A 1,631-nucleotide genomic window follows, 5' to 3' on the forward strand; every position below is an offset into this window, starting at 1 on the left:
TTCAACGGAGAGTTTGATCCTGGCTCAGGATGAACGCTGGCGGCGTGCTTAACACATGCAAGTCGAACGATGATCCGGTGCTTGCACCGGGGATTAGTGGCGAACGGGTGAGTAACACGTGAGTAACCTGCCCTTGACTCTGGGATAAGCCTGGGAAACTGGGTCTAATACCGGATATGACTCCTCATCGCATGGTGGGGGGTGGAAAGCTTTTGCGGTTTTGGATGGACTCGCGGCCTATCAGCTTGTTGGTGAGGTAATGGCTTACCAAGGCGACGACGGGTAGCCGGCCTGAGAGGGTGACCGGCCACACTGGGACTGAGACACGGCCCAGACTCCTACGGGAGGCAGCAGTGGGGAATATTGCACAATGGGCGGAAGCCTGATGCAGCGACGCCGCGTGAGGGATGACGGCCTTCGGGTTGTAAACCTCTTTCAGTAGGGAAGAAGCGAAAGTGACGGTACCTGCAGAAGAAGCGCCGGCTAACTACGTGCCAGCAGCCGCGGTAATACGTAGGGCGCAAGCGTTATCCGGAATTATTGGGCGTAAAGAGCTCGTAGGCGGTTTGTCGCGTCTGCCGTGAAAGTCCGGGGCTCAACTCCGGATCTGCGGTGGGTACGGGCAGACTAGAGTGATGTAGGGGAGACTGGAATTCCTGGTGTAGCGGTGAAATGCGCAGATATCAGGAGGAACACCGATGGCGAAGGCAGGTCTCTGGGCATTAACTGACGCTGAGGAGCGAAAGCATGGGGAGCGAACAGGATTAGATACCCTGGTAGTCCATGCCGTAAACGTTGGGCACTAGGTGTGGGGGACATTCCACGTTTTCCGCGCCGTAGCTAACGCATTAAGTGCCCCGCCTGGGGAGTACGGCCGCAAGGCTAAAACTCAAAGGAATTGACGGGGGCCCGCACAAGCGGCGGAGCATGCGGATTAATTCGATGCAACGCGAAGAACCTTACCAAGGCTTGACATGGGCCGGATCGCCGCAGAAATGTGGTTTCCCCTTTTGGGGCCGGTTCACAGGTGGTGCATGGTTGTCGTCAGCTCGTGTCGTGAGATGTTGGGTTAAGTCCCGCAACGAGCGCAACCCTCGTTCCATGTTGCCAGCACTTCGGGTGGGGACTCATGGGAGACTGCCGGGGTCAACTCGGAGGAAGGTGGGGACGACGTCAAATCATCATGCCCCTTATGTCTTGGGCTTCACGCATGCTACAATGGCCGGTACAAAGGGTTGCGATACTGTGAGGTGGAGCTAATCCCAAAAAGCCGGTCTCAGTTCGGATTGGGGTCTGCAACTCGACCCCATGAAGTCGGAGTCGCTAGTAATCGCAGATCAGCAACGCTGCGGTGAATACGTTCCCGGGCCTTGTACACACCGCCCGTCAAGTCACGAAAGTTGGTAACACCCGAAGCCGGTGGCCTAACCCCTTGTGGGAGGGAGCCGTCGAAGGTGGGACTGGCGATTGGGACTAAGTCGTAACAAGGTAGCCGTACCGGAAGGTGCGGCTGGATCACCTCCTTTCTAAGGAGCACCTACAGCGTGGTGTCCGGGTGTATGCCCGGGTGCCGGTGTTGTCAGGAGTAAAGGCCCGCTGCGCAGGCGATCGTTCTGCGGCGGGTGCTCAAG

At 57.7% G+C, this 1,631-nt stretch carries 1 rRNA gene; it reads left to right on the forward strand.

The window, feature by feature from the left end:
• Position 1: 1 nt before the first annotated feature.
• Positions 2-1,526: ribosomal RNA gene (locus ACFRAU_RS25915) — 16S ribosomal RNA — on the forward strand.
• Positions 1,527-1,631: the final 105 nt, after the last annotated feature.

The organism is Arthrobacter sp. NPDC056691 (assembly GCF_042791415.1).
Classification (GTDB): domain Bacteria; phylum Actinomycetota; class Actinomycetes; order Actinomycetales; family Micrococcaceae; genus Arthrobacter.